The sequence below is a fragment of the Natrinema pallidum genome, assembly GCF_005890195.1.
Taxonomy (GTDB): domain Archaea; phylum Halobacteriota; class Halobacteria; order Halobacteriales; family Natrialbaceae; genus Natrinema; species Natrinema pallidum.
This window is the reverse complement of sequence record NZ_CP040637.1, coordinates 2,512,849-2,534,807: the sequence shown is the minus strand read 5'-3', so window position 1 is coordinate 2,534,807 and position 21,959 is coordinate 2,512,849. Positions and strand designations below refer to the sequence as shown.

The window sequence follows — 21,959 nt, the reverse complement described above, 5'->3', positions numbered from 1 at the left end:
GTCGGACTGGGCGGATCGAATCGGTTCCGGCCCGTCGTTCGTCAGGCCGCGGGCTCGAGATCCACGCCCTCGGCTTCGGCCTGGACGAGATAGACCCGATCGTCGTCGTAGTTGGCGACGATCTCGAGCGCGTCCTGGGTGCCGATGCGGTTGAGCGCCCACGCGGCACTGGCCCGGACGCGGTCGGCCTCGTCGTCTTCGAGGACATCCGCGAGCGGGTCGATGGCGCGCGTGTCGCCGATGAGTCCGAGCGCGCGCGCAGCCCAGCTGCGGACGTCGTCCTCGTCGGCGACGAGTTGGTGGGCGATCGGCTCGACCGCGTCCGTGGCACCGATTTCGCCGAGCGCGCGGAACGCCGGCCGCTGGAGGTTCGGGTTGGAGTCGACGTAGTCGACGAGCGTGTCGACGATTTCTTCGTCGTCGACGCCGATCTTGCCGAGGATACGCATCGCGGCCTGATCGCGGCGGTTGGCCTTCTGGAGCATCGGGTCGATAGCCTCCTCGGGACCCATCCGCTCTAAGGCCTCCATGCAGTGCTCCTCCATGAAGTCGGAGTCGAAGGTCTCGAGCGCGAGCAGGATCTGGTCGACGTTGCCCTGCTTCTCGTGGACCTTGAGTGCGTGCCACTCCGGCGGGAAGTCCTTGACGTGGTCGAGCACGTCGTAGTAGCCCTCCCGGCGGAGCTGTTCGCGGACCTCGAGGTCGGTCCACTCGGTCGCGTCGTCGATCTCGCTCTGGAGGTCGTCGGTCGCCTCGAGCAGTCCGGCGATCGTTTCGGCGTCGTCGTCGGCGTCGAGGGTAGCGTCCGCCACGGCGTCGGCCGCGTCGTCGAGGGTCGCCTCGAGTTGGGCGGCGACTGCCTCGTCCTCGTCGACCAGCGCCACTGATGTCCCGAGCAGTCCCGCGACCTCGTCGAGGAAGCCGTCGACCGCTTCGATCAGTTCGGCGTTGCCCTCTTCGGTCCAGCGAGTGCTCGTGATCGTGTCGCTCGCGTCGTCGATTTCGCTCACGACGTCCTCGCCGTAGGGGCCGCGCTGGTCGTCCAGTTCGGACTCCAGATCGGAAAGATCGCTCTCCAGTTCGTCGTACTCCTCCTGCAGCTCCTCTTCGGGGGCGGGTTCCTCGTCCTCGTCTTCCTCCTCGTCGGTCTCGGGCGGCTCCGGCACCTCGACGCTCTCGAGTTCGGCGCGGAGGGAGTCGAGATCGGCCTCGACGACGTCTAAGTCGTCCTCGGTCTCGGCCGTTTCGAGGGTCGACTCGAGTTCCTCGATGTCGGCCGCCACGGCGTCGAGCCGTTCGCCGATGGCGTCGAGATCGACGGCGGTTCCGTCCGGCTCGGCCTCGTCGGCCGCGTCGTCACCGTTCGCCTCGTCCTCGCTCATGGTCCCACCTCGGGACGACGCCGACGCGTGACTGTGTACATACTCTACGGTCGTGTCAGCACGGCCCTAAGCGTTTCCATGCACGTCGACCTCGCCGGTCCGTTCGGCGTCGCCCCAGTACAACCAGGGACTGCACGTCATGTACGCCAGCCCGAGCGTCAGGAGGGCGTAGGGAAACGTTCGACCGGCGAAATCGGGGACGAGGATCGCGAGCGCGTGGACGACACCCATGATCGCGGCGTCTCGAGCCAGGAGATCGGGGTACCGAATTCGCGAGACCATCAGGTAACAGAACGCACCGGTCACTGCGAGGACAAGCCACGGCCGAAGCTCGCCCGCGAGAATCGCCGCGCCGAGCACCGTCGCGGCCAGCGTCGTCTGGACGCCCTCGGTGTGGCTGCCGGCGATGTCGTAGGCGGTATACATCCCTAGGCGGGTGACCGCCATGGCGACGAACAGTGCACAGACGACCGTCACGAGGAGGAGTTCGGGCGTAATCGACTCGAACCCGATCCCGAAGCCGTCGGTAACGACGACGAAGGAGAGGACGGCGGGGGCGACGGCGAAGGAGGCGACGTCAGCGAGCGAGTCGAGATAGGGGCCGGCATCGGTGCCGCCGTAGCGACGCGCGAGGATGCCGTCGAGGCCGTCCGCGATCGCCGCCAGCAGGATGAGGCGGGCGGCCAGATCGATGTCGACGACCGCGACGACGACCGCGACGAACCCCAGAGCGGCGTTGGCGATCGTCACCGCGTCGGCGACACCCAGCCGACCGACGAACCGGGGAAGCATATGCCCGGATTCGGCGGGGCGTTACCTTACGTGTTTTCGTTTCCGCAGGCGGCGTTTTCGAGAGCCGAACCGGGGCGGTTATACCACGACTCTCCGTACGCTTCGGTATGCAACGGCGCGCCTGTCTCGCCGCCGTCGGAACCGCGCTCTCAACGACCCTGGCCGGGTGTTCGTCCGTCCTCAGCGCGTTCGACGACGACCCCTGTGGCGGCGAGGAGTGTCACATCGGTATGAACCGCACCGAGTTCACGCCCGCCGTCTACGAAGTGTCGGCCGGCGATACGGTCGTCTGGAAGAACACCAGCGAGGCCGACCACACCGTCACGGCCTACGAGAGCGGCATTCCGGACGAGGCCGAGTACTTCGCGTCCGGCGGCTACGAAAGTCAAGCGGCCGCGTACGAGGCCTGGGAGGACCGCGGCGGCCGCCTCGGAACGCGCGATACGTTCGAACACACCTTCGAGGTGCCGGGGACCTACGAGTACTTCTGTATCCCACACGAGGGTGCCGAGATGATCGGCGAAATCGTCGTCGAGTAACTCCCCAGTCGAGTCCCCGCACGAAGACAGCGAGCGCTACGCGGCGTTCGACTGCAAAAGAACGAATCGCGCCCCGGCGAGACTCGAGTCGGCTCGCGGATCGCGATCAGTCCGCGGAGACGTCGTCTTCGTCGACGTCGACCGCGGTCGCTTCCTCTTCGGCGACTTCCTCGGGGTGCGCCTCGAGGGTGGCCTTCTGGATCTCGACGCGGCGCAGCGGGTAGATCGTCTTGGCCTCGCCGTAGATGCCGGAGGAGAGCCGTCCCTCGACGACACTGTCGATGAGTTCCTCGAAGGAACGCTCCTCGGCCGCCTCTTCGATCATCTGGACCATCCGTTCGCGAATGGCCTTCTCCTGGCTCGCGTCGGCCTTCTTGGTCGTGAACGCGACGGGCTGAATCTGAACGCGGTAGTCGTCCGTCGTGAGGACGGTGACGTAGGCCTCGATCTTCGAGGCACCGCGACGGACCAGCGAGCGCAGGTAGTCCCGCGTCAGGGAGTGTTCAACGAACTCCGTGTACGCGCTGTCGCTGCCGACATCGGTGATCTTGAAGGTCAGCTTGGTATTGTTCTCGCTGGCGTTGTTGTTGAGTTCGCCGAGCGTCGTTTCGAGCGTTCGGCCGTAGACTTTGTCCGGTTCGTCAGCGGGGGTTTCGCCGAGTTCCTGGCGATCGAACTGCTCGGGTGCCAGAACGGTGTACCACCGCTTTTCCTGTTTCGCACGTGAAACTGATCGTTCACTCATTGTGTGTTGTGTCTGAGTCGGTATCGTAGTCGGACACAGGTCCCGTGTCCGTCGGTCGGTCGTCCTGTACGGATCGCGCCTGCGACGCGACGTCGATCGCGACTGTGAGGTTGACGACGTAGTCATCGACCGTCGACTGCAGGCCGCTGGTCGTCTCGCGGTCGATCCGCGTGACGACCGTTCCTGTGCGGTCGTTGCCGTCGCGCTCGACGGTCGTCGTCATCTCGTCGGTGTTGTCCGGGTCGAGCGCCCGTGCGACGAGCGTCGCATCGTCGTGGTCCGTCCGAATCGTCGCTCGCCGGCTCATAGTAGGTCCCTCGCTGCCGCGATGATCGTCGAGTCGTCCACGCCTCCGTCGTACCGAAGGTAGCCACGCCGCCGGCCGATGTCGTACTCGACATCGGTACCGTCGGCGTCCGCCGCGTCCGCATCCGGCTCCGTCCCCTCGAGATCGCGCGCGATTCCCTCGACGGTCGCGCCGAGGGGGTCGGGTTCGCGGGTCGCGATCGCCGCCTCGCCGTTTCCGACGGTGAGAACGACCGGCTCCGGCGACCGGTAGGCCGCTGCAATCGCCGCGACCGCCTCGACAGGACCGTCGTCGATGCCGACGACGAACAGACCGTCGTAGCGGCCGGTCGACGCGCCCTCGAGCGCCGCATGGGCGCGGCGGCCGCGCTCACGCCACGCGTCGAGTGCGGCGTCGCGGACATCGTGTCCCATCGCGAGCGCCGTTCCCGTACCGGGCTGGGTTCGAGCCAGCGCCTCGAGCACGTCGGCCAAGCCGCCGAGCGTTGCGACGGCATGGCTGGGTGTGGCGTACGGGCGGAGTAGTCGGCCGATCGATGTGGCCGCGGCGTCGGTCGCCTCCGCGGCGCCGACGGCGTCGAGCGCGACCAGCGAGGCGATCGCGCGGTGATCGTCCGCGTCGAGCGTGTCGGGTTCGTCGTCGACGGCGCCCGAAAGCGCATCGCGCGTCGCAGCGAGATCCCCCGACCACGGCGCGCGTACGCGCGTCGAGTGGGCGAGCCCGTCGACGGGGTCGGCGGTCGGTACCGCGACGCCCGGCCGCTGCTCGAGGAGCCCGCGGTCGAGCGCGGTCTCGAGGAGCCACTCGGTCTCGCCCGCACCGGGGTCGCTCCCGCCGGCGACGACGCCGGCGAGCGCGAGCACCGGGTCCGGCGTCGCGCCGAGTTCGCGGACGAGATCGACGGCCTCGAGGGTCGACGGGCGGTCGATCCCCGCGAGGCGGATGTCGTCGGTCTCCGCTGCCGTATCGGCGGTGCCGACGACGACCGTGATGTCGCCCTCGTTCGTCGGCGTCCGAGCACGCGCGGAGCGCTCCGTGACCGTCCGTCCGACGGTCACCTGAAACGGCGTCCCGCGGTCGGCCAACGCGGTCGCGAGGAGGCCGCTCGCCGCGAGCCCGTCGCCGTCGGCGCGAGCGATCAGGCGAACGAAGCCAGCGCTCTCGAGGACGTTCGTGGCGGACGCCGGCTCGGCGGGTCGACCCTCGGTGGACATCTGACGTTACTGGGCGTCTTCGATGAGTTCCTTCGCGAACTCGGGCGTATAGGTGAAGTCCGCCTCGAGTTCGTCGCCGCGGTAATACTTGACCAGGCGACGAACCTTGGCTTCGGTGTTCTGCAGGGCGCGCTTGTTCTGGTGGTCCTGCTGGTTCTGCTGGACGTGCTCGCGCAGACGCACGGCGCGCTCCATCAGGTTCCAGAGGTCCTCGGGGATGTCCGATCGCGCGTCGTTCTCCTCGAGGATCTCGGTGATCTTCTTTCCGGTTGCCAGCTTGACGTCGGGGATGGGGGTGCCGGTGACGCCTTCGTCACGCAGCTTCATCCCGATCTGGCTGGGATCGTGGCCCTGCTGTGCTAGTTCGACGACCCGGTCTTCGATGTCTTCAGGGTCGACGTCGCTCCACTCCGGCGGTTCGTCTGCCGACGGCTTGTCCGAACCGGACGAGCCGCGACGGCGGGTGTGCATTCGTGCCATTGTTGAGGATAGGAATCGCACTGACCGCTCAGTGTACTGTCGAACGACAGTACTGGCTCTCGCCGTGCACTTCCGCAATCCCAAGTCACCCGAAAGAGGGGGTGACGCAGTCGGATTTGCGGCCGTGCGCTTCCCATGCTCACTTCCCGCGTCGGGGACTAAAGGGTTTCTACATCGCCATCCCACCGCGCACGGTCGGCCGGTTCCGCTCTCGACTCGCCGACGGCTCGAGGGCGACCGTGTCCACCCGTCCGTTCGATGAACTGTCCGTCGACCGTCTTTTTTCGTGCGTCACGTTCATACCGTGGGAGTCCGAAGCGACGGGTACGGAATGAGGCGCGAGCACTTCACGTTAGACGTCACCAACATCGACTGGGTCGAAACCGACGGCGAGCCGGCGAAGCCATCGGTATCGATCGATTTCACCGGCCCGGCGACCATGCTTCGCGAGCGCCTCACTGGTCCCGACGGAGACGTTCTCGAGGCGAACGAAACGGACGCGGCCCTCCGCCTGCAGGGACCGCTCGGGGACGACACCACGGGGGTAGTGAGCGTGACCAACCGCATCACCGGCGAGTTCATACTCGAACTCAACGAGGACGCCGACGATGTCCTCCAGTTTATCCGCGCGGCACGGGGGTACGGCGAGGATGCCGCCGACGATGAGGGTCGTTACGAGGTCGCGATTACGCTCGACGGGGACCCGTTCGTCAGCTACGACAAAGGGACGTTTCTCGTCTACGACGATGAGGGAAGCTTGCTCCGCCAGCACAGCCTGATCCCCAGCGGCGTCGAACTGTAGCCGTCTCCGTTCGTTTTCATCGCCCAGGATCGGACCGGCAGTTATAAGCATTTAGGCATGCCTAAAGGAACATACGCCGGCAGACGCCGGAGTCGATTTATGGCGAACGGACAACTACTCACGACGGCGGTCGAGGACGAAGCGCAGGCACCGACGACCGCGGAGTCGGTCCTCGAACTCGACGGCATCGCGAAACGGTTCGGTAGCGAGGACGTCATCGGAGACCTCTCGCTGGCCGTTCGCGACGGCGAGATTCTGACGCTGCTCGGCCCGTCGGGTTGTGGGAAGACCACGACGCTGCGCCTGATCGCCGGCCTCGAGAAGCCGAACGCCGGACAAGTCCGACTGCAAGACGAGACCGTCGCCGGTGATGGGCGGTTCGTCCCGCCGGAGGAACGCGGCGTCGGCGTCGTCTTTCAAGATTTCGCGCTTTTCCCCCATCTGACCGCTCACGAGAACGTCGCCTTCGGCCTTCAGGAGTGGGCTGACGCCGAACGCGACGCCCGCGTCGACGAACTCCTCGAACTCGTCGGACTCGCGGACCACGGCGATGACTATCCGGACGAACTCTCGGGCGGGCAACAACAGCGGATCGCGCTCGCGCGCTCGCTGGCCCCGGAACCCGAGATGCTGTTGCTCGACGAGCCGTTTTCGAACCTGGACGTGGATCTGCGCGTCGAGATGCGCGAGGAGGTCCGTCGCATCATCAAGGAAACCGGCGTCACCGCCATTTCGGTCACCCACGACCAGGAGGAGGCGCTATCGATCTCCGACCGGGTCGCCGTGATGAACGACGGCGATATCGAGCAGATCGACACCCCACAACAGGTCTTTCAGCAGCCCGAATCACGGTTCGTGGCCGGCTTCCTCGGTCACGCCAGCTTCCTCCCGGGCGAGGTCCACGGCGACCACGTCGAGACCGCGCTCGGCCGCGTGCTCCGCGACGATGTCCACGGGCTCGCCCACCAGTACGACGGGAGCATCGTCGACCTGCTGGTCCGACCCGACGACGTGACGGCCTACCCAGCCGCGGAAGCCGAGGCCGACGGCCGCGTCGTGTACCGTCGGTATCTCGGCCCGACGGTCCTCTATCGCGTGGAACTCGACGACGGCGAGACCATCGAGTGCATGCACAACCACTCCGACCGGATCGACCTGGACGAGCGCGTCGTCGTCCGCGTCACCGCCGACCACGAACTCGCGTGGTTCCCCGCCGACCATCGCGAGGACCCGGAGACGGACGAAGCCCCCGTGGGTGCCGACTGATCCGTTTCGAAACGCCATCGACTGTATAGTCGCGACTGAACCGATTGACACACTGATCGCAACGCTGTCGTGCGATCAGGTGTGCACTGACGTTCAGTTGCGACGATAGTTTCTCCGTCGGTCAGCCGTGACACGCGGTCGCGTTCGAGCCACTGTCCCAAATATTGATACGTGTGTCCATACCAGATCACGTGTGACCGAGCGGACAGTGCTTGCGACGTACTGTGGGATCGCCGGCACGATCGTCTCGCTGGGTGCGATCACGATCGCGACGATCGTCGCGTCGCCCGAGACGTTCACCTGGCAGGAGCACGCCCTCTCGGATATGGGTCGCTACGGGACGCCCACGTCTCCGCTTTTCAACGGCGGGCTGATCGTCGGCGGGCTGTTGGGGCTTCCTTTCGCCTGGCGGTGCTGGATCGCGGGCCGGAACGTCCTCGAGCGCATCGGCGTCGTCCTGCTCGCGACGGCGGTCGTCGGACAGATCGGTGTCGGTGTCTTCTTTCTCGAGCATACGGCCGTCTACCTCGAGACGAGTCTCCACGGGATCGCGGCGCTGACAGTCTTCGGGATCGCCCCGTTTGCGGGATGGGTCTACGGCACCGGAGCGGTAATGGCCGGCGACGGCCGTCTCGCGATCGCATCGGTCGGACTCGGTACTGTCCACCCCCTCGTCTGGCTCGGGTGGCTGCTGTCGCTCGGCGGGGAGGCGGACACCGGCGCGTGGTTCGCCGTACCCGAGTTCGGTGCCGCCGTCGCGTTCGGCGGTTGGGTCCTCGTGCTCGCCATCACCGTCCGCGATCGTGACGACAGCGAACCGGACGGACCGAACCGCTGAACGGATTGGGTCGCTTTTGCGATACTCGGCCACACAACGCTTAAATCGAAACCGTCCCTAACGGGACGTATGCATAAAGACGAACTCCTCGAGCTCCACGAAGAACTCGTCGTCATCATGGAGTACTTCTCGGATCGCGAGGAGGTCGACGAAACGCTGTTCGATCCCTATCGTCAACTCGATGTCGATCCGTCCCATGTTCACAAGTCGAAAAGCGAACACAAACACGCGGTCTTCGTCCTCGGAAACGCGCTCGCGAGCGCGATGAGCGAAGACGAGTTCTCGAGCGCCGGGCGGATCGGCAAACGCATGAAGGAACTCGCCGAGGACGCGGAGTCGAAAATATAGACAGTATCTAGGCGAAACGTATTTAGTGTGGTTCTCGCTTGTTGAACTATGGACCCGCGCACGCAAGAGCGCGTCGAGGAGTGGGACTCCCGCCCGTTCAACGGTGGGTTCGATGGTCTCTCCGATCTCGCTGCCGCTGATTTCTCCGGTGCCGTGTCGGCTGTCGGCACGTGGCTATTCATGCTCAACGGCCGTATCATCGGCATCATCGACGGCGATATCGAGGACTTCGAAACCGCCTCTGGCACGCAGTACGAGGCCCCCCACCCGTCGCTTCCTCTGCTCTGTGCAATGGAGGAACGCGGCGGTGACCCACGAGCGAAGTATTACACGAACGAGACGCCGCTCCGTGAGGTGGACAACACCCTCCAGAGCGGCTCGTTTACCGGCTACGTCGAACTGAGCGAAAACGTCCTCAGCGGCGACTACTACGCCGTCTACTACGGCGGTCGGCGGATGGCCGCCGCCTATATCGGCAACGCCGAACGGCTGCTCACCGGCGACGAGGCCTTCGACCGAGCGGCCGACGAAGTCGGCATCTACGAGGTGACCGACGTCGATATCGAGGTGACCGACGTGCCGGGTACGGACGACGCGAACGCCGGTCCCGAACCCATGGACGGGTCGACAGACGGCTCCGACTCAAGTCCGGCGACCGGAACGGTTCCGGGGACCGATCCGGCCGCGTCCGCCGCCGGGAAGGACACGCCTGGCGGCGACAGTCCCGAGTCCGAACCCGGCGTCGGTGCGGCGGATTCGGCGATCGACCCGATCGACATCTCGAGTACCGAGTCGACCGATACCGTCGGCGCGACGGGAAGCGATTCGATCGAGGATGAGGCCGCGGACGATCCGTCCTCGCTGACGGGGGAGATCGATCTGACCGGCGACGCATCGGGGATCACGGCGGCCGACGACGCCGCGACGGAGCCCGACTCGGTTTCGAGCGGAATCACCGAGACCGACCTCTCCTCCGCCGGGACGGCTTCTGAAACCGACCCATCTGCCGGGACGGACACGGCTTCCGAGACCGGTCAATCCCAAGGGTCGGTGCCGTCGGACGGCTCCGTCGATCGCCGGGAGCAGGGGGCAACCGAACGCGTCCAACGGGACGCGCGAGCGACCGCCGACGGCACGACCGCACCCGCGACCGACGACGCGCCGGAGCCGTCGACTGACGACTCCGCGGGGACTGACTCGCCGACAAGCGAGTCCGGGACGGCCGATACCGCGTCGAGCGCGGCCGACGACGGCGGAGCCAACGTCAGCATCGATGTCACTCCCGCCGACGAGGCGGAACCCGAGTCCGAGTCCGAATCCAAGACCGACGCCCACGGCGAGGCGGCGTCGGACTCGAGTCCCGACCTCGCGGAGGTCGAGGCGGCGGCCGAGGAGTTAGAGCGCAACGATATCTCCTGGGTCGACGAGGACGGGGACGACGGGCCGGCGGACGGACCGACGACCGAGGAATCCACCGCCGATTCCGGTGCCACTTCCGAGGACGACGAGGACGGCTATCTCGACGAACAGCTCGAACGCGAGGAAGCATGGCGGGAGACGCGACGCATTCCGTCGATCGATCCCGACGACAGCGAGTCGGCGGCTGAAACGGGTTCGAGCAGTGACAGCCGTCGGACGCGGACGGGTCGATCGGCCGCATCGTCGGCGGAGACGGACGCCACGAACGCCCCCACATCGGACGGACAACGGACCGGCTCACGAAACGGGGGCCGGACGGCGGAGTCGACGACGGCCGAGACGCACGCGGAGCGCTCCCAGACGGGGGGCCGCCAGCGGATGTCACCCACCCAGTCGGAGTCGTCGACCGACGGACGGGCCGCCGATCGGAAGCAACAGCGGATCGACGCGCTCACCGAGAAACTCGAGACGCTCCAGGAGCAACGCGACGCCCTCGCGACGAAGGCCGAGGAACTCGAGGCCGAACGTGACCGGCTGCGGTCGACGAACGACGACCTGTCCGCGACGGTCGAGCGCCTCCAGTCCCGTATCGAGGACCTCGAGACGGAACTGGAACGCGAACGCGAGCGGACCGCCGACGCCGCGGACTCCGGGGGAGCCGCCGAGACGCAGCTCTCGGCCCAGCAGGCGCTTTCGGGGACGAACCTCTTCGTGCGGTACGCCTCGAAGAGTCGACCGACCCTCGAGACGGCTCACGACGGCGACGCCGACCACAGCGAGGTCGCGTCGAACCTCCGACTCGAGCATCACACGCAGTTCGACTCGGCCGCTACCGCGGTCGACGGGGAGCCGTACGCGGACTTCCTCCCGTCTTCGATGGAGTTTCGGTTCGTCGACTGGCTCACCGAGGTCGTCCTCTACGAGATTCGTGATACCGGTAACGCGGACAGTCTGGGCGACCTCTACGACGCCATTCCCCGTATCGATCGGGCCGAGCTCGACGCGACGATCTCGCTCGAGAACGACGACACCGAGGACGTGCCCGACGAACTGACCTTCGATATCGTCGCGTTCGACAAGATGGGAAATCCGTTGGTCCTCGTTACGCTCAACGATTCACGGGAACCGGCGACGAAGGGAATGCTCGAGGGATTGGAGGAGGCCGCCTCCGCGATCAAGGCCAACTACCCGGACCTCGCGGCGGCGTTCGCCGTCACCTCGAGTTACTTCGAGCCCGGCGCGCTCGAGGTGGCCGAGGAGGCGACCAGCGGCGGCTTCCTCAGCCGCGGCTCGAAGCTGAGTTACGTCAACCTCTCGCGCAAGGACGGCTACCACCTCTGTCTCGTCGAATCACGGTCGGAGGGATTCCACATGAACGTCCCCGAACTGTAGTCGGCGAGCACGGACTCTGATTGCCGGCGTTTCGGACAAGTAGGACGGCAGCGAACGCCGCTCGAGCGATGGGTGTCCGATGGCTGACGCGGCCGTCTCGATCGGTGGCCCGTGGCGACGAAACCGAGACGAAAGCGGGCGCTCAGGGGAAGAAAAACGCGAGACGGTCGTCAGCGAGTCGGCAACGCGCGGGCTGCCGATCTCGGGGACGGGCGACAGCGTCCGAACTGGACGAGAGACTACCCTTCGATCTCCGCGACGTCTTCGATCTTCATCCCGTCGAGTTTCTCGACGATGTCGTCGATCTTGCCGTCGAGTTCGTCGACGAACTCCACGGTCCGCTCGGTCTTGATCGCACCCTGACTCGAGGGTTCGATCAGGTTCTCCTCTTCGAGGACCCGAAGCGAGTAACGAACCTTGTGGTGGGGATATCCGGTCTCGTTGGACATTTTGACGATCCCGATCGGTTCGTTCTCGATGACCATCTTCAGGACCTGGAGATGACGTTCCAGCATATCGACTTCCTTCTCAAGCCTATCTATCATGGCATTTGTTAACTTGTCTTTGGGCCTTTTAAAAGTTACTCTCGGGAACTGAACGGACCGGTCTCGACTAGCAGTCCGTTCCTGTCAGTAGTTAACATTTCCGATCCCGGCGATTCACGGGATCGGCCGGCCGGTTGGGCTCCGTCCGGCAGGGGTCCGCACCCGGTCACGGGGGGCAGCGGACTGCGCTGTCGGTCGGTTCCGGGGTCGACCGTGGAACGGTTGTCCGGATCGTGTACTCCCCCTTGTGCCTGCACCCATATATACTGGTAGCTATCGGACCGAGCGACGTGGCATATCCCGGCCGACTCCGGATGCTGCCTGTCAGTCACCCGTATACCGAAATCTGTTTATCGGCCCGGGAAGAATCCGCCGCTGTTATGACCGTCACTATCGTCGGGTCGCAACTCGGCGACGAAGGCAAGGGTGGGGTCGTCGACCTCTACGGCGACGCCGCCGATGTCGTTGCCCGGTATCAGGGCGGCGACAACGCTGGACATACCGTCGTCCACGACGGCGAGAAGTACAAACTGTCGCTGGTGCCGTCGGGAGCCGTTCGCGGCAAGATCGGCGTTCTCGGCAACGGTTGCGTCGTCAACCCCGAGACGCTGTTCGACGAGATCGATACCCTCCGCGAACGCGGTCTCGAGCCGGACGTCCGGGTCTCCGAGCGCGCCCACGTCATTCTCCCCTATCATCGCGCGCTCGACGGCATCGAGGAGGAAGAGAAGGAGGACCTCGCCGCCGGGACGACCAAGCGTGGGATCGGTCCGACCTACGAGGACAAGGCCGGCCGTCGCGGCGTCCGTGTGGGCGATCTGCTCGATCCCGACACGCTCCGCGAACGCCTCGAGTACGTCGTTCCCCAGAAGAAAGCCCTCGCCGAGGAGGTCTTCGACAAGGAGACCGGCGAGGAGTTCGATATCGATCACCTCTACGAAACCTACCGCGAGTACGGCGAGCGCCTCGCCGAAGAGGGGATGACCGTCGACTGCGGGACCTTCCTCCAGAACCGGATCGACGCCGGCGACAACGTCATGCTCGAGGGTGCACAGGGAACCTCCCTCGACATCGACCACGGGGTCTACCCCTACGTCACCTCGTCGAACCCGACTGCGGGCGGCGCGACCGTCGGCACCGGACTCGGACCGACCGTCATCGGGGACGGCGAGGTCATCGGCATCGTCAAGGCCTATCTCTCGCGCGTCGGGACCGGGCCGCTCCCGACCGAGCTCGGAGGGGTCGAGGGACAGACGCCGGACTACGACGCGGCCGACGGCGCGGGCGCGGACGAGGAGGCGCTCGCGACCGCCATCCGCGACGAAGGCGGGGAGTACGGCACCGTCACCGGCCGCCCGCGACGGGTCGGCTGGCTTGACATGCCGATGCTACGCCACGCGGCTCGCGCGAACGGCTTTACCGGACTCGCGGTCAACCACATCGACGTCCTGTCCGGCCTCGACACGGTCGAAGTCGGACACAGCTACGAGTTCGACGGCGAGGAAATCTTCACCATGCCACCGACGACCGAACAGTGGGGCCGCTGTGAAGCCACGTTCAAGTCGTTCGACGGCTGGCCCGACGTCGACTGGACTGCGGTCGCCGAGGACGGGTACGAGGCGATACCGGAGAACGCACGCACGTACCTCGAGTACATCAGCGACGAACTCGACGCCCCGATCTACGCCGTCGGCGTCGGCCCCGGCCGCGAGGAGACCGTCGTCGTCGAGAACCCATACGAGTAACGTTCTCTCCGGCGTAATCGCCGGGATTCTTCCGCTGATTACCGCTAGGCTCCGGCGACGGGTCGCGAGCGATCCGCTCACGTCGTTCCCGAAACCTTTTGCTGTCGGCGGCAAGCCTACGTAGTATGAAGGAGTCGTTACTGGAGATTCTCTGCTGCCCGCTCGACAAACACGACCTGGAACTCGAGGACGCCGAGTACGACGGCGAGGAGGTCGTCGGCGGCGATCTCGTCTGTACCGAGTGTGGCGAAGCCTACCCGATCGAGGACGGCATTCCGAACCTGCTGCCGCCGGATATGCGAGAGGAGACGCCGGCCTGAGCGGCCCCACTGATTATGTCCGGCACCGAGGTCTCCGTCCACGTCAACCGTGGGGCCGCCGAGGCGCTCGAGGCGACGAGCGGAACGCTCGAAACCAGCGCGTCGTTTTCGGTCCTGTTGTACGGCCACGAGACGCCCGCACACGTCCACTGCCGTCTCGACGGTGACCTCGAACGGATCGCATCGCTCGGGGAATCGAACTATTACGTCGAACCCGAGACCGTCACGCGCGTTCCGATCACCGTCGCCGCCGATGCCATCGACTGCCCCGTCGATGGCCGTCTCGAGGTGCTGACCGGCTACGGTTCCGAATCGGTCTCGATCGCCGTCACCGTCGAGCCCGGGCCGCCGGGCGTCGACGTCGACGAATCCCTCGCCGAACCCGCGCGATCGGACCCCGAGCCGACGGCGTTCGACCGAGCCGTCGACCGGTGTGCCGCTGTGACTGCGGTCGAGCCGGCGACGCTCGTCGTCCTCGCACTCGGCGCGGTCGCGGTCGGCGTCGCGGGGCTGACGACGGCGATGATCGGCGGTCCCGTCGCGACCGCCGGCCTGGGAATCGTCGGCGGCGGCGTTCTCGTGGCGCTGTTCTTGCTGGGACAGTAACTCGCCGGCTCCCGGACGTGAAATGACGTTCGTGGCCGGCGGACGAGAACCGGAGTCGGAGTCGCGGTGGCACCGATCGGTCGTCAGTCGTCGACCCGTGTCGCCTCGAGATCGCCCTCGTCGTCGAACCGTTTGGCGCGGAGATATCGCGCCCGGTAGCGGTTCGCGCCGTCGTAGACATCGGCCTCACGGATCTCGTCGGTACGGCCCTCCGCGACTGCATCGATGAGTTCCTCGAGTTGGTTCAGTTCGCTCGTCGTCAACTCGAGTTCGTAGGTGTGCTCGTCCTCGGACTCGAGGGTGGCCCACTTGCGGGCGGCGGCGACGACGAGTGAACACGGCTCGCGACAGGGGAACGGTCCGTCGCCGCCGTCGACGGCGAGGTCGTCGCCCGCCTCGTACTGCCACTCTCGGCGGCGGAGACACTGGGAATCCACACAGCAGGCCTCGGTCATCCATTCGACGGCCTCGCGGGGGAGTTCGTCGATCACGTCGTAGATGCCCGTCTGTCGCTCGGCGGTCTCGAGCCAGTGGTCGACGTCCAGGTTCCCGCTCAGTTCGCGGTGCCAGTTGGCGACCGTCGCGGGATAGAAGAACTCGACCGTCTCGACGAGTTCCGCGCCCGAGAGGCCGGTAAAGGCCCAGCCACCGGGCAGCGTCGGCGCGGTCTTCAGTGGGCGGTAGCGGCCGTCCTCGTCGTACGTCGCGAGTTCGCGTGCGTCGCGTGGGTCGTCGTGAATCTCGAGGTCGGCGAGATCGCTGCCGGCGTCCTCGACGTGCCAGAGATCGTAGACGCGCTCGCCGTCGGGAGCGTCGATATCGACGAAGCGGGCCGTAATAGAGAGCTGCCCCCACTCGCGGTCGATGCCGTCGCGGAGCGCGTCGTACCGGTCCGTGACGGCGAGTGGACTCGGGCGGTCGTCCGCATCGTCGGCTCCGCCGGTCCGGGGGCCGGTCGGAGCCGCGTCCGGGTCGGCGTCCGCCAACGGCGCGCGCTCGCACCACCGGAGGAAGGCCCGGCGGGCGGTCCCCTCACCGCCGACGGTCTCCTGCCAGTAGCGCCAGTTCGTGACGTACGACGCCACGGAGTCGAGCGCCCGCCGGAGCGCGGCGTCGTCGAGACCGGTCCACTCGTTGCCCGGCGTCTCGAGTGCGTACTCGCCGTCCGTTTCCGTGACGTGCAGGCCGTCGAACGCGACGCCGTCGGACGCGCGTTCGAGCAGCGCCTCGATATCGTCGGTCGCCACCGACACGTCAGTCACCCGCGCCTGCGCCCGCGTTCGGCTCCGGGCTCGAGTCAGTTCCGGCCTCGGCGGCCGAGGCGGCCAGTCGGCGGACCGCTTCGCGGGCATCGCCGATGTCGGCCCCGGCGTCGGCCGCCCGCTCGAGGACGACGTCAGCCATCAGGTCTTCGGTCCCGACGGCACCGGTGTACCAGATGCGGTGGCCGTCGACCGCGGCCGGGACGTCCCAGCCGAGCCGATAGTCCTCAGTCAGGCCCATGTCCTCGGGAATGTCCTCCTGCGTGTGGTAGCCGTCGGCGATGAAGAGGGGTACGACGACGATGTCGTCGCTCTCGAAGTAGTCAGTGACGTCGTCGACCTCCGGTTCCTCGTCCATGAACAGCGCCTTCACCTCGTCGAAGCGGTTGCGCTCGGCGATACGGTCGCTGTGGTACTCGATGGCCTTCGCGGAGTTCTCGTTGCGCTCGGTGCCGTGGCCGACGACCGAGAGACCGACGCCATCCCCGACGTTAGGGTCCTCCATCGCGGTTTCGGCCCGCTGGACGATCACGTCCGTCATCGCGTCGTGAGTCCCGACCGGCCCGCAGTAGTGGATGGTCTTCCCGACGTCAGTCGCCTCGAGCGTGGCCTGGGAGGCGCTGGTACCGTCTGACTCCCATTTGTCTGGGTCCCAGTCGTCGAGCCGGAGCTCTCGCGGGATGACCTGTTCGGTGAAGTACCCCTCGCTGATAAAGAGGGGAACGACGAACACCTCGTCGGACTCGAGCGTTCGGATCACCTCGCGGAAGTGGGGTTCCTCCTTCCAGAACGCTTCGCGGACCTCGTCGAACGCGCCCGTCTCGCGGATCGTGTCCGCGTGGGCGTAGGTCGGGTCCGAAGCATCCGGATTCAGATGCGATCCGTGTGCCGCGATGACCAGCGCTTGCATGATCGACCGTTCGGACGGGGCCGGTATATACCCTATGGAGAAGCACAATAGTTCCTCTTCGACGGCTGAAACAGAGTTTTTGTTTCTCTAAAACTGATTCCGTAAAGACGAACCAATGCGAGCCGCAGTCGTCGTTCCGACCGGCGTGTCCCGGCCGCTCATTCCACGACGGTGACCGTGGTCGTCGCCTCGCAGTCCCGCTTCCGAGCCTGCAACGTCGCGATCGCAGTGTACTCGCCCGGGTCGGGGTCGGACCACTCCGCCTCGTAAGTCGTTGTTTCGCCGGGGTCGAGTTCAGCCGAACTGAGCACCTGCGCGAACATGCGTCCGTCGCTGAACCGCCAGACCTCGTTTCCGTCGTCGACGAGCACGAACTCCGCCTTACAGCCGTCCGTAAACGAGAGCTCGACGGGCTCATCGCCGGTATTGGTGACGGTAAACACGAACAGTACAGCGTCTCTGGCTCCGTCCGCCGTCGTCTCGAGTGCACCCTCGAGGGTCATGAACGGGGGGTTTGGCCCCGTGACGCATAGGTCTTCTCCGTGACCCGCGCTCGATCGCGGTGGCGCGTTACTTCGAGAGGACGACGTTGTCGAGGAAACTCGTATCGTCGCCGGACCGATACTCGCCGCGGATTCGGAGGGTCTCGAGGGTTCCGAGGACCGCTCGGAACCGTTCCTCGGTCGCGAGCGGTTCCTGGCTCGTCAGATCGATCCAGGTCGCATCGGCCGACAGCGGCACCTCGAAGCTGGTCCATTCCGTCCCCGGTGTGCGCTCGGGGCCGCGGAACTCGTAGACGAGTTTCGCGCCGCCGCCCGCGAGCAGCACGTCCCCGCCCTCGACGGGTTCGGCGTCGAACTGGCGGTCAGCCCGGGCCTGCCGGAGGTCGAAGGAGAGGGAGCCGCCGTAGAACGCCTCGCGGTCGCCGAGGAACTTGAACGGAGCCTGATAGTACCAGGCGATGCCGCCCTGGTTCTCCTCGTCGCTCACGTGTCCGCCGGGGGTGCCGCCGCTCTCGCGGTACACGGGACGGTCGCTCCCGCCGTTCTGCGAGATGAGCCAGCCGTCGTCGTCCTCGTCGAACGTGCTTTCGATGCGCTCGGGCGGCTCAGGTCCGGTACCGGCGTCGATATCGGCAGCGCGGAACGTTTCGGTGAACTGTTCAGTCCCCTGTTCGTCGTAGATGCCGATCGTCAGGGTCTCGCCTGATTCGTCGACGTCGACGGTGCCGAAGTTCGCGTATTCGCCCTTGGCGAAGAACTCCGTCGGGTTCAACGGCGGATACAGGTCGTCGGGCTCACCCGCGGGCGCACCCAATGGACCCGCGATGGCCTCGACGAACTCGAACTCGCCGTCGTCGTCCGGATCGAACGCCCCCACGACCGACTTGTGGACGTCGCCGGCGACGACGACGAGGTTCGAGATCGGTTCCGTCCGAACGAACTCGAGCAGGTCGAGCAGTTCCGCCTCGTAGCCGGTTCGATCGGCCGGCGTCACCCACGAGTCCGACGGATATCCCAGCGGGGCCGGCGAGGCGAGGACCTTCCACGTCGCCTCGGAGTCGGCGAGCGCGTCTTTCAGCCACTCGAGTTGTGTCGCGCCGAGCAGCGTCTTCGACTCGAGTTTGACGTTCGGATCGCGGTACTGGCGAGTGTCGATGAGGAACAACTCGACGTGGCTCCCCCAGCGGAACGAGTCGTAGAACTGATTCGACTCGCCGGGTTCGGCCCCGTCGTCTCGATCGAGCGGCCAGTACTCGCGAAAGGCCCGTCGTCCCTCGGGCATCAGCGGCTCGATCGGTCCCGCGAAGTTGTTGACGACCTCGTGGTCGTCCCAGACAGTGTACACTGATGTCGTCTCGAGCAACTCGCGTAAACCCGTCCGATCTGCGACCTCCGCGGGCGGATCGCGCATTTCCTTGTACTTGGCCCGATAGATCTCGAGGGCATCGTCGAGCGGGGTCTGTCTGGTGATCGTCCCGGCCGGCGTCTCCGCATCGGCGTAGATGGTATCGCCGTGATAGAGGAAGAAGTCCGGCTTGCGGTCTGCAATGGCCTGCAGTCCCGGGAACGGCGGCTCGACCGGGTCGTCGCCGTACCCCCACGTGTCGCCGCTCCAGGCGAACGTAACGCTCGCATCGTCGTCGGGGGCCGGTGCCGTGACGAAGATCCCGCGTTCGATCGCGTCGGGGAGCAGGTCGCCGGTCACGTCACCACCGGCCGGGGGGTCGTCGCCCGAACGGCTCGCCCCCGGATTCTCTCGAGGGTCGTGACCCGCGGTGTCGGTTCCATCCGACCCGCGATCGCTTCGGTTCGAGTGCTCGGTCCCGGGTCCGCTCTCGAAATGCCCTCCTCGGGCGACGTTCCCGCCGCGAAACGGTCGATACGTCGTCTCGGAGCGCGTTGCCCAGACGTGGTACCGATACCGGGTTCCGGGCTCGAGTCCCTCGAGTCGAACGTGGCCGGTGTGATCGGTCTCGGCGTCGACCGTCGTCCGATCGTAGCCGATGTCGTCGAACGACTCGGCATGACCGTATGCGACATGGATGGTCGCATCGTCCGCCGTCCGCCCCCAGACCGTCGCCGTCGTCGCCGTGACGTCACCGGTCGCGACGCCGTGAGTGAGCGCGACGAGGGCGTCGGCCGTCCCGTCGCGTCCGGCATCGGTTGCGTCGTCCGACTCGGAACCCGCGGCCGCCGTGCCGACGAGACCGGTCGATGTCGCAGCCAGCCCGATCGTCCGCAGAACCGCTCGCCGATCGTTCGCCATCGAATCCGCTCGTCCGTTGGAGTGTGTGTCTTTCATCGCTCCGAGAGGATCACTCCCGACCTGCCACAAAATATTATATATTTTACATAAGTTGGCGTGAATACAGCACGACCGACGTCCGTCACCGTCGTAGCAGTATGTATGCGATGGGAGCGACGGGAAATACACCCCTGACGCCGAAACCCGAACGGAGTGGGTCCGTCCCGAGAGCGCTACGTCTATTTGAGTCGGGTTCCAACTCGAGTCCGTGCAACTGGTCGGCTACGAACCGAGCGGACGGGGCTCGGCGCTGCTGCTCAGCGACGGCAGCGGCGACGTCGACCGCCGTCCGCTCGCGGCCGGCGACGACCTCGCGTACGCGCTCGGTGACCGCCACTGTGCCGGTGCCGTCGCCGACGGCACCCACGTCTCCTGTGACCGGCCGTCGGCACCCTACTGCGACTACCACACGAACACGTGGGTCTGTGCGCGCTGTACCGGGACCTGCCTGAAAGACGAGATGGACTGTGACGAGGAACACGCGGTCTACATCGCGGCCTTCGCCCCGGAGACGTTCAAGGTCGGCGTCACGAAACGCCGACGGCTCGAGACCCGCCTGCGCGAGCAGGGAGCCGACCGCGCGGCCCACGTTCACACCGTCTCGAACGGTCGGGTCGCCCGCGAACTCGAGGCCGACATCGCGACCCGGCTCGTCGACCGCGTTCGAACCGGGCCGAAGGTCGCCGCGCTCGCGGCCGCGGTCGACGAAACCGCCTGGGCAGCTGCTCTCCGGGAGTTCGACGTGATCGACCGGTTCGAGTTCGACTACGGGATGGCCCTCGAGACCCGCCCGGTCCGCGAGACGATCGCCTCGGGGACCGTCGTCGGCGTCAAAGGTCGACTGCTGGTCCTCGTGAACGGCGGGACGACCTATGCCGTCGACATGCGCGATCTGGTCGGCTACGACCTCGAGACGGGCAGGTCGGACCGGAGCCTTCAGTCATCGCTCGGCTCCTTCGGCTAACGCTCGCTCGGCGGCGCACTCGGAGCGCCGTTTCGGCGACTCGACGGCCGTGCGTGGCCCGATCAGTCGGGGGCGTACTCGAGTTTCGTATCCCCCGTCGGACCCCAGTCCGCTCGGGTTTCCGCCTCGATGCCGTACTCGATACGGTAGGGCGTTTCCCGTCTCCAGTTATCTCCCGAAAGGTGCTCGCGGACCCGCCGCGTGGCAACGTGATAGCCGTCGCCGCGGTGCAAATACGCGTACTCGAGGTCGATGACGTCCAGGTGTGCGTGGAGCGCCACTCGATCCGCGTCGAGTTCCCAGACGTGGACGTGCGTCCACGCGTCGCCCAGCCGCGGCCGGCGAACCGAGCGGTCCGGAGCAACGAGTTGGTCGTCGTCGCTGTCCCACGCTGCGATCGGTGCGTCCGGAAGAACGCGGGTCCAGCGCGGGTTCTCGAGGCCGACCAGTTCGGCGTCGATCGCGGCGAGCGCTCGTTGCTCACCCGGGGCGGTGACGTGCATATTGATCGGCATCGTGACGCTCCAGCCGCCGTCACCGTCCGGCTGGTAGACACAGTGGGGATACGCGCGTTCACGTTCCGTTTCGAGACCGGGCGGCGACCCCGGTCCCGCGGCCACCGATTCACGCTGCTCCGTTCGCTCCGACCCGGCGACGCCGCTTCCAGTCGGGGTGGCTTCGCAGTCGTGATCCCATCGGCTCTCGAGGCCTCCGCTAATCGGGGGGTGGTGGGAACGATTATCGTCCATACGCCAGCTACCGGTTCGTCTCGGGTCGGTTTTGTGCAGGCATTGCTCGCCGGGCGATCGCGGAATCGGGAAGCCGGTCGGTGCGGGCATTCGAAACATGGCAACCCTTTTCCCTCACGCACCGGAATCCGATGGTATGACGGACGAAAACGACTCCCCTGACGGAGATGCAGGCGAGGACAGCGAGGAGAAATCCTTCCGCGAACGCGTCGAGGAGATTCGCGAAAAGCGAGCCGAGGAAGGCGACGGCGAGGGTGAGCCACCCGAGAGCCCGTTCGGCGGCGGTGGCGGTCCCGGCGGCCCCGGTGGCATGGGCGGCAACCCGTTCGCGCAGATGATGGGCGGCATGATGGGCGGTGGCGGCCCCGGTGCCGGTCCCGGCGGGCCGGGCGCTGGCGGTCAGGACGAGAGCAACGAGGAACTCGTCCGCGAGGTCCGACAGATGCGCGACGAACTCCGTGACCAAACCCGCGCACTGAAGCGCATCGCGGACGCACTCGAGGATTAACGGTACCGGCCGTTCGTC

General features: G+C 66.4%; 23 protein-coding genes. 11 read left to right on the top strand and 12 right to left on the bottom strand.

Annotated elements, in window-relative coordinates; translation table 11 throughout:
- Positions 1–41: 41 nt before the first annotated feature.
- Together FGF80_RS12525 and FGF80_RS12520 are read right to left on the bottom strand one after the other, a co-directional pair.
- Complete coding sequence (locus FGF80_RS12525; RefSeq protein ID WP_138654362.1) at positions 42–1,382, bottom strand: HEAT repeat domain-containing protein; 1,341 nt, start codon at positions 1,380–1,382, stop codon at positions 42–44.
- 66 nt (positions 1,383–1,448) lie between these two features.
- Positions 1,449–2,174: a protein sorting system archaetidylserine synthase gene (locus FGF80_RS12520; RefSeq protein ID WP_138654360.1), complete on the bottom strand. Its 726-nt coding sequence runs from the start codon at positions 2,172–2,174 to the stop codon at positions 1,449–1,451.
- 107 nt (positions 2,175–2,281) lie between these two features.
- Here FGF80_RS12520 and FGF80_RS12515 point away from each other — a divergent pair, with 107 nt between their 5' ends.
- Positions 2,282–2,713 (top strand): cupredoxin domain-containing protein, encoded by a 432-nt coding sequence (locus tag FGF80_RS12515; RefSeq protein ID WP_006185249.1) that lies wholly within the window; start codon positions 2,282–2,284, stop codon positions 2,711–2,713.
- Between the two features lie 106 nt (positions 2,714–2,819).
- Here FGF80_RS12515 and FGF80_RS12510 read toward each other — a convergent pair whose 3' ends face one another.
- From FGF80_RS12510 to FGF80_RS12495, 4 genes are read right to left on the bottom strand one after another with little or no spacing between them, the layout of a single operon-like run.
- Entirely contained in the window at positions 2,820–3,458 is a 639-nt protein-coding gene (locus FGF80_RS12510; RefSeq protein WP_006185248.1) for a 30S ribosomal protein S3ae, read from the bottom strand.
- Positions 3,451–3,765: a KEOPS complex subunit Pcc1 gene (locus FGF80_RS12505; protein ID WP_138654358.1), complete on the bottom strand. Its 315-nt coding sequence runs from the start codon at positions 3,763–3,765 to the stop codon at positions 3,451–3,453. Before FGF80_RS12505 ends, FGF80_RS12510 begins: the two co-directional genes overlap by 8 nt.
- Complete coding sequence (locus FGF80_RS12500; protein ID WP_138654356.1) at positions 3,762–4,979, bottom strand: exonuclease; 1,218 nt, start codon at positions 4,977–4,979, stop codon at positions 3,762–3,764. Before FGF80_RS12500 ends, FGF80_RS12505 begins: the two co-directional genes overlap by 4 nt.
- A gap of 6 nt (positions 4,980–4,985) precedes the next feature.
- On the bottom strand, positions 4,986–5,459 hold the full coding sequence (locus tag FGF80_RS12495) for a 30S ribosomal protein S15 (RefSeq protein ID WP_006185245.1): 474 nt from the start codon (positions 5,457–5,459) through the stop codon (positions 4,986–4,988).
- A 331-nt stretch (positions 5,460–5,790) separates the two neighbouring features.
- On the opposite strand from FGF80_RS12495, the gene FGF80_RS12490 reads away from it, so the two are divergent.
- From FGF80_RS12490 to FGF80_RS12470, 5 genes are all read left to right on the top strand, one after another.
- Entirely contained in the window at positions 5,791–6,261 is a 471-nt protein-coding gene (locus FGF80_RS12490) for a DUF5793 family protein (protein ID WP_006185244.1), read from the top strand.
- A gap of 99 nt (positions 6,262–6,360) precedes the next feature.
- Entirely contained in the window at positions 6,361–7,527 is a 1,167-nt protein-coding gene (locus tag FGF80_RS12485; protein ID WP_138654354.1) for an ABC transporter ATP-binding protein, read from the top strand.
- A gap of 193 nt (positions 7,528–7,720) precedes the next feature.
- Positions 7,721–8,365: a DUF998 domain-containing protein gene (locus FGF80_RS12480; protein WP_049908169.1), complete on the top strand. Its 645-nt coding sequence runs from the start codon at positions 7,721–7,723 to the stop codon at positions 8,363–8,365.
- A 69-nt stretch (positions 8,366–8,434) separates the two neighbouring features.
- A complete protein-coding gene (locus FGF80_RS12475; protein ID WP_006186471.1) occupies positions 8,435–8,713 on the top strand; it encodes a UPF0058 family protein in 279 nt (92 codons plus the stop codon).
- Between the two features lie 48 nt (positions 8,714–8,761).
- Positions 8,762–11,524 carry a DUF7527 domain-containing protein gene (locus FGF80_RS12470; RefSeq protein ID WP_006186472.1) on the top strand — a complete coding sequence of 921 codons (2,763 nt, stop codon included), beginning with the start codon at positions 8,762–8,764 and terminating at the stop codon, positions 11,522–11,524.
- Between the two features lie 239 nt (positions 11,525–11,763).
- Here the strand turns inward: FGF80_RS12470 and FGF80_RS12465 are convergent, their stop codons facing one another.
- Positions 11,764–12,069: a hypothetical protein gene (locus FGF80_RS12465; RefSeq protein WP_006186473.1), complete on the bottom strand. Its 306-nt coding sequence runs from the start codon at positions 12,067–12,069 to the stop codon at positions 11,764–11,766.
- A gap of 380 nt (positions 12,070–12,449) precedes the next feature.
- On the opposite strand from FGF80_RS12465, the gene FGF80_RS12460 reads away from it, so the two are divergent.
- From FGF80_RS12460 to FGF80_RS12450, 3 genes are all read left to right on the top strand, one after another.
- Positions 12,450–13,814: an adenylosuccinate synthase gene (locus tag FGF80_RS12460; RefSeq protein ID WP_007108200.1), complete on the top strand. Its 1,365-nt coding sequence runs from the start codon at positions 12,450–12,452 to the stop codon at positions 13,812–13,814.
- Between the two features lie 125 nt (positions 13,815–13,939).
- Positions 13,940–14,134 (top strand): methytransferase partner Trm112, encoded by a 195-nt coding sequence (locus FGF80_RS12455; RefSeq protein ID WP_006186475.1) that lies wholly within the window; start codon positions 13,940–13,942, stop codon positions 14,132–14,134.
- Between the two features lie 15 nt (positions 14,135–14,149).
- Positions 14,150–14,740 carry a DUF7524 family protein gene (locus FGF80_RS12450; RefSeq protein ID WP_138654352.1) on the top strand — a complete coding sequence of 197 codons (591 nt, stop codon included), beginning with the start codon at positions 14,150–14,152 and terminating at the stop codon, positions 14,738–14,740.
- Between the two features lie 83 nt (positions 14,741–14,823).
- Here FGF80_RS12450 and FGF80_RS12445 read toward each other — a convergent pair whose 3' ends face one another.
- The 4 genes from FGF80_RS12445 to FGF80_RS12430 form a co-directional block, all read right to left on the bottom strand.
- On the bottom strand, positions 14,824–15,993 hold the full coding sequence (locus tag FGF80_RS12445; protein WP_138655530.1) for a DR2241 family protein: 1,170 nt from the start codon (positions 15,991–15,993) through the stop codon (positions 14,824–14,826).
- A gap of 1 nt (position 15,994) precedes the next feature.
- The gene (locus tag FGF80_RS12440; protein ID WP_006186480.1) at positions 15,995–16,912 is read right to left on the bottom strand and encodes a CbiX/SirB N-terminal domain-containing protein; all 918 of its coding nucleotides are present in this window, start codon (positions 16,910–16,912) and stop codon (positions 15,995–15,997) included.
- A 158-nt stretch (positions 16,913–17,070) separates the two neighbouring features.
- Entirely contained in the window at positions 17,071–17,415 is a 345-nt protein-coding gene (locus tag FGF80_RS12435; RefSeq protein WP_138654350.1) for a BsuPI-related putative proteinase inhibitor, read from the bottom strand.
- A gap of 67 nt (positions 17,416–17,482) precedes the next feature.
- The gene (locus tag FGF80_RS12430) at positions 17,483–19,717 is read right to left on the bottom strand and encodes an alkaline phosphatase D family protein (protein ID WP_138654348.1); all 2,235 of its coding nucleotides are present in this window, start codon (positions 19,715–19,717) and stop codon (positions 17,483–17,485) included.
- Between the two features lie 211 nt (positions 19,718–19,928).
- Between FGF80_RS12430 and FGF80_RS12425 the strand changes: the two genes are divergently transcribed.
- Complete coding sequence (locus FGF80_RS12425; protein WP_138654346.1) at positions 19,929–20,684, top strand: DUF2797 domain-containing protein; 756 nt, start codon at positions 19,929–19,931, stop codon at positions 20,682–20,684.
- A gap of 62 nt (positions 20,685–20,746) precedes the next feature.
- On the opposite strand, the gene FGF80_RS12420 is transcribed toward FGF80_RS12425, so the two are convergent.
- Entirely contained in the window at positions 20,747–21,433 is a 687-nt protein-coding gene (locus FGF80_RS12420; RefSeq protein WP_138654344.1) for a hypothetical protein, read from the bottom strand.
- A gap of 136 nt (positions 21,434–21,569) precedes the next feature.
- Between FGF80_RS12420 and FGF80_RS12415 the strand changes: the two genes are divergently transcribed.
- A complete protein-coding gene (locus FGF80_RS12415) occupies positions 21,570–21,941 on the top strand; it encodes a hypothetical protein (protein WP_138654342.1) in 372 nt (123 codons plus the stop codon).
- The last annotated feature ends 18 nt before the right edge of the window (positions 21,942–21,959 follow it).